Genomic DNA, 7,699 nt, shown 5'->3' on the forward strand with positions numbered 1-7,699 from the left:
GAATCAACGAACAGATCCGCGTTCCCCGCGTGCGCCTCGTAGGAGTCGACGGCGAGCAGCTCGGAATCGTTCCCACCGAGGACGCGATGCAGAGGGCGAGAACCCTCGACCTCGATCTCGTCGAGGTGGCGCCGAACGCGGATCCGCCCGTATGCCGGGTCATGGATTATGGCAAGTTCAAGTACATGCAGAGCAAGCGGGAGCAGGAGGCCCGCAAGAAGCAGACCGTCATCCAGGTCAAGGAGATCAAGGTCAGGCCCAAGACCGACGAGCACGACCTGAACGTGAAGATCCGGCATATTCGGAGGTTCCTCGAGGAAGGGGACAAGGTGAAGGTGACGGTGCGTTTCCGGGGCCGCGAGATGTCCTACGCGTCGCAAAGCGGGTTCGAGATGCTGAAGCATATCGTGGCGGAGGTCGCCGACATCGCCAAGATCGAAAGCGCTCCGAAGATGGAGGGGAGGACGATGATGACGATCGTCGCCCCGAACGCGCAGAAACGGAAGGCCGAGAAACCCGAAAAGTCCGAAAAGCCTGCAAAGGCCCGGGGGAAAGCCCCCCGGGGGCCAGAGAAGAAGGAACCGCCCCCGGCGGAAAAACAGGAGGAACGGTAATGCCGAAAATGAAGAGCAACCGCGGCGCGTCGAAACGATTCTCCGCCACGGGAAGAGGCGGTATCCGGCGGGCCAAGACGGGAAAGAGCCACATCCTGACCGGGAAAACGAGAAAGCGGAAACGGAACCTCAAGAAACCCGCGCTGGTGCACCCGACCAACGAAAAATCGATTCGGCGCCTGCTGCCGTACCTCTAGGCCGCGGGAAAGAAGGGGAACGTCATGCCACGCGTGAAAAGAGCGGTACATTCGCACAAGAAACGAAGAAAGGTCCTGAAGGCCGCGAAGGGGTTCCGGGGAGGCCACGGGCGGCTGCTCCGTTCCGCCAAGGAGGCCGTCGCCCGCGCCCTGCAGTACGCCTACCGCGATCGACGCGCGAAGAAGCGGGAGTTCCGGGCGCTCTGGATCACCCGGGTGAACGCCGCCGCGCGCGAGAACGGGCTTTCGTACAGCCAGTTCATCTTCGGGCTGAAGAAAGCCGGTGTCGAGGTCGACCGGAAGGTCCTCGCGGATCTGGCCGTCCACGACGCGGAAGGATTCCGCGCCCTTGCCGATTCCGCCAAGGCGGTTCTCGGCTAGTGTACCGTTTCGTAAATAGCTTGACGCACCGAGAGCGTCAATGCGCCGCGCCAGCAAGGCGCGCGACTGAGGCATACCGTTGAGTATGGTGAAGAAGCGCAACGAAGCTGGAGCGGATGCAGTGGCGCTCGAATGCCAAGGTATTTGCGAGACGGTGCACTAGGGTGCACTAGGAAAGAGGGGGATCTCCTTGCCCGATACGATCGAGCGGATCGCGCTCCTCGTCGAGGAAGGCCTGCGGGCGATCTCCTCCGCGAAGACGGAGAGCGACCTCCTCGACGCCAAGGGTCGATCGTTCGGGAAGAAGGGAGCCATATCCGAATTCCTGAAGGGCGTGGCCTCCCTTCCCATGGAGGAGCGCAGGAAGGTCGGCGCTTCCGCGAACGAGGCGAGGGCGAAGCTCGAGGAGGCCTTTTCCCGGCGGCTCGAGGAGATCCGCGAGAAGGAGAGAAGGGCGCGCGAGGGGTTCGAGCGGGTGGACGTGACCCTTCCCGGTCGCGCTCCCGCCGTCGGGCACCGCCACCCCGTCTCCCGAACTATGGCGGAGATCATCTCCATCTTCCAGCGCCTCGGGTTCTCCGTCCACGGAGGTCCCGAGATCGAGAAGGACTACTACAACTTCGAGGCGCTCAACATCCCGAAGGATCACCCGGCGAGGGACATGCAGGACACTTTCTACATCGACTGGCCGGGCGGCGATCTCGTGCTGCGGACGCACACGTCCCCGATCCAGGTACGGACGATGGAGTCGATGCGCCCGCCCGTGCGCGTGATCGCCCCGGGAGCGGTGTACCGCTGCGATTCCGACGTGACCCACAGCCCGATGTTCCACCAGGTCGAGGGGTTCTCGGTCGACCGGGGCATCACGATGGCGGATCTCAAGGGGCTGCTGACCGAGTTCTGCCGGATGATGTTCGGCGAGAACAAGCCGCTTCGCTTCCGCCCGAGCTTCTTCCCGTTCACCGAGCCGTCGGCGGAAGTCGACATCCGCTGCGTCATCTGCGGCGGCTCCGGTTGCCGGGTATGCAAGGACTCCGGATGGCTCGAAATCCTCGGCTGCGGAATGATCGACCCGGCCGTTTACGAATTCGTCGGATACGATCCGGAGGAATACCCGGGATTCGCCTTCGGGATGGGCGTGGAGCGCATCGCCATGCTGCGGCACGGGATCAGCGACATCCGCCTCTTTTTCGAGAACGACCTCCGATTTCTTTCGCAGTTCTAGCGCCGGCCGGTTGCGAGGACCATCGTGAAAGTACTCCATTCCTGGGTCCAAGAGTTCGTGAGAACGCGCCTCTCCCCCCGGGAGATCCAGGACGCCCTCACGATGGCCGGCGTGGAGGTTTCCGCCTGCCAATACCTCGGGGAGGGGATGGAGGACGTGGTGACGGGGAAGATCCTCGACCTGGGTCCCCACCCGAACGCGGACAAGCTTTCCCTCTGCCGCGTCACCGATGGCACGGCGGAATACCCCATCGTCTGCGGCGCGAGGAACATGAAAGCGGGGGACGTGGTGGCCCTGGCGCGGGTCGGCGCGAAGCTTCCCAACGGCGTGCAGATCGGGAAGGCGAAGATCCGCGGGCAGGTCTCGGAAGGGATGCTCTGCTCGGAGCAGGAACTGGGGATGGCGGAAGAATCCCCCGGGATCATGATCCTTCCCCCCGAAACGCAGGTGGGCGCTCCGCTCGCGCCCGCGATCGGGATGGACGACTGGCTCCTCACCGTCGAGATCACCCCCAACCGGGGGGATTGCCTGAGCGTGCAAGGTGTCGCCCGGGAGATCGCCGCGATCACCGGGGAGAAGGTCTTCCTCCCCGAGACGATATTCGCGCAGACCGGACCGCCCATCGGCGAGATCTCCTCCGTGACGGTGACGGACACGGACCTGTGCCCGCGCTATTCCGCCCGCGTCATCACGGACGTCGCGATCGCCCCCTCGCCTCCCCTCATCCAGCGCCGCCTTGCCCTGTGCGGCATCCGCCCGATCAACAACATCGTGGACATCACCAACTATCTCCTCCTCGAACTTGGCCAGCCGATGCACGCGTTCGATCTGGACCGTCTCGCCGGGAACCGCATCGACGTCCGGAAATCCGGGGTCGTCCGCCGGTTCACGACGCTGGACGGCACGACCCGGGAGATCCTGCCCGAAATGCTGCTCATCTGGGACGGGGAGGGACCCGTGGCGGTGGCCGGCGTGATGGGGGGGGAGAACACCGAGGTCCTCCCGACGACAAGAAGGGTACTGTTCGAAAGCGCCCATTTCGCGCCGTCCTCCATCCGGTCCACGGGGAGGCGCCTGGGGTTGTCCACCGAGTCTTCCTACCGGTTCGAGCGGGGAGTGGACCCTTCCGGCACGATGTACGCCGCCGACCGGGCCGTCGCGCTGCTGGCCGGTTCCTTCGGTTTCACGACAGCCGCAGGGACGTTCGACATCGGGGGAGACAGGGAGTACGGCAGGAGGGTGTCGTTCCGTCCCGCCCGGATGGAACGGATCGTCGGGCGGCCCTATTCCGACCGGGAATGCCTGGATGTCCTGGCGCGTCTCGGATTTGCCGCCACGAAGAAGCAGGAAGGGTTGTGGGAGATCACCGTCCCCGCGCACCGGTTCGACATCGAACGGGAGATCGATCTTGTCGAGGAGGTCGCGCGACTTTCCGGCTACGACACGATCCCGGCCACCTACCCGGAATCGGGGGCGCCCGAGTTTTCCCGGGACGACCGCTTCGCGGCCGAGGTGGAGAGGGTTTCCGAATTTCTTCGCATGGAGGGTTTTTCCCAGGCGATCAACTTCTCCTTCGTCTCCGGGAAGGAGTGGGAAAAACACGCGGCCCTTTTGGGATTTTCCCCCGCCGATGCGATCCGTATCGCGAACCCCATTTCCGAGGACACCACGGTGATGCGGCCTCACCTGCTCATGGGGCTCCTGCACAACGTGGAGGGAAGCATCCGGCGCTTCCTCGACGACATCCGGATGTTCGAGACAGGAAAGGCGTTCGGAAAATCTTTCGCCCGGGAGCATTTCGAAGAGCCGCGTCTCGCCTTCATCATGCACGGCCGCCGGATGCCCGGCAGCTGGAGCGGAGGAGGCGATCCGGTCGATTTCTATGATGCCAAGGCGGTCGCCGAGTCGGTTCTGCTCCTGATGGGATGCGCGCCGGTCCACTTCATGCCCTCGGTTTCCCGCCCGTTTTTCGACCCCGGGAAATCATCGGACATCGTAGAAGGCGGCGATGTAATCGGCTGGGTGGGCGCCATCCGGCGGGAGCTTCTGTCCGCCCTGGAAATCCCCGGGCCGACCCATTACGGGGAGATCCGGATCCAGGCGGCGCTTTCCTCCCCCCGTCCGGTACAATCCCGGGCGATTCCCCGCTTTCCCCCGGTATTCCGAGATCTTGCCTGCATCTTTCCCGCGGGTGTGCCGGTGGGGGACGTGCTGGCCATGGTAAGGGAGCTCTCCCCCGAAATCCGGGAAGCGGAGGTTTTCGATGTGTTCACGGGAGAGAAGATCGGAACGGGAAAGAAAAGCGTTGCGTTCCGTGTGCGGATCCAGGCTGAGGACAGAACCTTGACGGACGCAGATGTCCATAGTATACATACCAAGGTAGTAAATCTATTGGAGAATCGGTTCGGCGGGACGATTCGCACCACGTAATTCCAATCAGAAGGGGGGACGCGATGACGAAGGCTGACCTGGTAGAGATCGTGTACGAGAAAGTAGGCGGCCTTTCGAAGAAAGAGTCGCAGGATATCGTCGAGACGATCTTCGATACGATGAAGGATATCCTGAAAAACGGAGAAAAGATCAAGATCTCCGGATTCGGGAACTTCATCCTGCGCGACAAGCGCCCCCGCAAGGGGAGGAATCCCCAGACAGGCGACGACATCCAGATCACGGCGCGCCGCGTGCTCACCTTCCGGCCCAGCCAGATCCTGAAGGCGTACATCAACGAAGAGAACCCGTAAGCGGTTTCCGGGGGGCAGGTGTGGCAGTTCCCGAAATCCCGGACAAGTTCTACTTCAAAATCGGAGAGGTAAGTTCTCTTCTGGGCGTGAAGCCTTACGTGGTCCGGTTCTGGGAGACCGAGTTCGACCTGGCGCCGGCGAAGAACCGCTCCCGACACCGCGTCTACAAGAAGCATGAAGTCGAGACGTTGCTCGAAATCAGGAGGCTGCTCTACGACGAGAGGTTCACGATCGAGGGGGCGCAGAAGAAGTTAAAGGAACGGATGAAGGATAAGAGCAAACAGCTCGGTTTGAATCTGGAGGAAAAGAAACAAAGGGCCGTCCTCCAGAAGGTCAAGAAGGATCTCGAGAAGATCCGGGAGATGCTGAGGCAATGAACCGAGATGGCGGCCGTCCCGCCTCGCCCGGCACACCTCTCGCCGATATCCGCCCATGAATCCGCCCAGGAATTCCGACGATAGCCGCTCCGCCCGGGACGGGGAACGGGGAGAGCGCCCATGGGGCTTCTACCTCGTTCTCTACGAGGAGGAAGGATGCAAGGTCAAGAGGTTCCTCGTGCGCCCGGGAAAGCGCCTGAGCCTGCAAAGACACCGGCACCGAGCCGAGCACTGGCACCTCGTGCGGGGAGAGGCGGTAGTCACCCGGGAGGGGGAAACGATCCGGATGGAGGCGGGCCATTCCCTCGACATCCCCCGGGGGGCCGTCCACCGGATCGAGAACGTCGGGCGGGAGGACGTGATCGTCATCGAGGTCCAGACCGGTTCATATATGGGAGAAGACGACATCGAGCGGCTGGAGGACGACTTCGGGCGGTCGTAAACGCCGCGGTTTCCCGGATTTTCCGTGACAACGCTGACGGGAGCGGATATCATGAAACATTCGGGTCGGGGCGTAGCGCAGCCTGGTAGCGCACTTGCATGGGGTGCAAGGGGTCGCTGGTTCAAGTCCAGTCGCCCCGACCATTTTTTCTTTTTATCATCCATACAGTTAGGCGTTGAAATGGCGGGAGTCACCGTCCCGCCTCCTGCGCGATTGTAGCAGAATTGTAGCAACTCGAGAGCGTCTCTATCGCATTTCGCTTGTGCTCCGGGGTCAGGTGCGAATACCTCTCCGTCATCGTCGCCGTCTTGTGGCCGAGGATCTCCCCGACCGTCCTCAACGGGACGCCGGACATCACCAAATGCGAAGCCGCCGTGTGCCGGAGCCCGTGAAAGGTGAAGTCCTCGATCCCCTCCTTCGCGCAAGCATTCCGGAAAGAGGTGTCCACGTCGGTGAAGGGGATCCCGTCCTTCCCGACCGTCTGCCACTTCTTCACCCCGACGAAAACATAGTCCGCCCGCAGCCGCCGCGGGAGTGACGCCAGGAGGGCCTTCACGCGGGAGGACATCGGGACGTGGCGGGGGTCGTTGTTCTTCGGGTCGGCGATATAGATCATGTTGTTCTTCATGTCCAGGTCTTCCCACTTGAGCCGGAGAATCTCTCCGCGCCTCATTCCCGTTTCCAGCGCCATGATGATGATCGGGCGAAGGTGCGCCGATGCGGCCTGGACGAGTTTCTCCGCCTCCTCGACCGAGAGGAACCGCGTCCGCCCCTTGGATTCGGGGAGAGGTTTCACGCGGGCCGCGGGGTTGCGGTCCACGAGCCCCCAGGCGATGCCCTTGTTGAAGACTTCCTTGAGGACCGCGAGTTCATGCTTCACGGTCGATGTGCTCCGGGGCCTCCGGGCCTCCGGTTTCTTCGCCTTGATCGGGACTGTCTTCCGCTGCGCCCGGAAGGTTTCCACCTCGTGCTCGGTGATCGTGTGCGCCATCTGTTCGCCGAAGTATTCCGGGACGGATTCACGGTTGCGCGTATCGAGACGTAGGACTTCTTGATCTTCGCCCATTCGAGAAACTTGTCCGCGAGCTCCCGGAAGGGGAGAGGGGGTTTCTCGATGTCCACGTACCGGCCCGCGCGGATCTCCACGCGGATCTTCTCAAGGATCCCCTGACCCGTCGCCTTTTTCGTGCCGATGCCTTTCTGGACGCGCCGGCCGTTGACGCGGTAGGAAATCCACCAGACCTTCCCTTTACGATAGACGCCCATATCAGGCCGCCTTCTCGGGCTGCCCGACGATGAACCATTCTTTCGTGATGCCCCTCCGGGTCGAATAAATGCAGACCATGACATCGCGCTCACATCCGCCGATAATGTCCCGGATCTCATCGGGAGATACCTGCCTTGCGGGGGGACGTTTGGCCTTCCGCATCTTCTTCCCGGTTGCAATCATCACCTCATCGAATGCTTCCAGTAGATCGTGGGCCGATCCGCACTCTTCACAAACATCCATGTTCGATTGCAGGAGTGCCGCGGACAGGGTGTATACGTGGGGGACCGACAGGCAGGCCGAGCTTGCGGCCGACATCCCGGGGCCGCAGCAGGTCCTTTTCCTCGCCAACCTTCATCCCTTTCACCTCCTTTTAGATATATTTAATCTATTCTGTACCACTTCACTTATTATCTGTCAACGCAATTATTCCGTGATACATTCTCCCCGTGGTG

Annotated in this window: 10 protein-coding genes and 1 tRNA gene; 9 read left to right on the forward strand and 2 right to left on the reverse strand. The window is 62.2% G+C overall.

Annotated elements, in window-relative coordinates:
* The first annotated feature begins 2 nt into the window (after positions 1-2).
* The 9 genes from infC to VJ307_01935 all read left to right on the forward strand — a co-directional run bounded on the left by infC (position 3) and on the right by VJ307_01935 (position 6,120).
* Entirely contained in the window at positions 3-614 is a 612-nt protein-coding gene (infC, locus tag VJ307_01895) for a translation initiation factor IF-3 (protein HJX72879.1), read from the forward strand.
* Positions 614-811, forward strand: coding sequence for a 50S ribosomal protein L35 (gene rpmI / locus VJ307_01900; protein ID HJX72880.1), 198 nt, complete (start codon positions 614-616; stop codon positions 809-811). The genes infC and rpmI overlap by 1 nt, the downstream gene beginning before the upstream one ends.
* Before the next feature lie 24 nt (positions 812-835).
* Positions 836-1,192, forward strand: a complete 357-nt coding sequence (gene rplT / locus VJ307_01905) for a 50S ribosomal protein L20 (GenBank protein HJX72881.1) — start codon at positions 836-838, stop codon at positions 1,190-1,192.
* A 190-nt stretch (positions 1,193-1,382) separates the two neighbouring features.
* Positions 1,383-2,417, forward strand: coding sequence for a phenylalanine--tRNA ligase subunit alpha (gene pheS, locus VJ307_01910; protein HJX72882.1), 1,035 nt, complete (start codon positions 1,383-1,385; stop codon positions 2,415-2,417).
* 24 nt (positions 2,418-2,441) lie between these two features.
* On the forward strand, positions 2,442-4,847 hold the full coding sequence (pheT, locus tag VJ307_01915) for a phenylalanine--tRNA ligase subunit beta (GenBank protein ID HJX72883.1): 2,406 nt from the start codon (positions 2,442-2,444) through the stop codon (positions 4,845-4,847).
* A gap of 23 nt (positions 4,848-4,870) precedes the next feature.
* The gene (locus tag VJ307_01920; GenBank protein ID HJX72884.1) at positions 4,871-5,158 is read left to right on the forward strand and encodes an integration host factor subunit alpha; all 288 of its coding nucleotides are present in this window, start codon (positions 4,871-4,873) and stop codon (positions 5,156-5,158) included.
* Positions 5,159-5,178: 20 nt separating this feature from the next.
* Positions 5,179-5,535 carry a MerR family transcriptional regulator gene (locus VJ307_01925; GenBank protein HJX72885.1) on the forward strand — a complete coding sequence of 119 codons (357 nt, stop codon included), beginning with the start codon at positions 5,179-5,181 and terminating at the stop codon, positions 5,533-5,535.
* 55 nt (positions 5,536-5,590) lie between these two features.
* Positions 5,591-5,977, forward strand: coding sequence for a phosphomannose isomerase type II C-terminal cupin domain (locus VJ307_01930; protein ID HJX72886.1), 387 nt, complete (start codon positions 5,591-5,593; stop codon positions 5,975-5,977).
* Positions 5,978-6,043: 66 nt separating this feature from the next.
* Positions 6,044-6,120 (forward strand) — tRNA-Pro (locus VJ307_01935).
* Between the two features lie 47 nt (positions 6,121-6,167).
* Here VJ307_01935 and VJ307_01940 read toward each other — a convergent pair.
* Positions 6,168-6,968, reverse strand: coding sequence for a site-specific integrase (locus VJ307_01940; protein HJX72887.1), 801 nt, complete (start codon positions 6,966-6,968; stop codon positions 6,168-6,170).
* Positions 6,969-7,244: 276 nt separating this feature from the next.
* A complete protein-coding gene (locus tag VJ307_01945) occupies positions 7,245-7,562 on the reverse strand; it encodes a hypothetical protein (protein ID HJX72888.1) in 318 nt (105 codons plus the stop codon).
* Between the last annotated feature and the right edge of the window lie 137 nt (positions 7,563-7,699).

Source organism: Candidatus Deferrimicrobiaceae bacterium (assembly GCA_035256765.1).
GTDB lineage: Bacteria > Desulfobacterota > Deferrimicrobia > Deferrimicrobiales > Deferrimicrobiaceae > CSP1-8.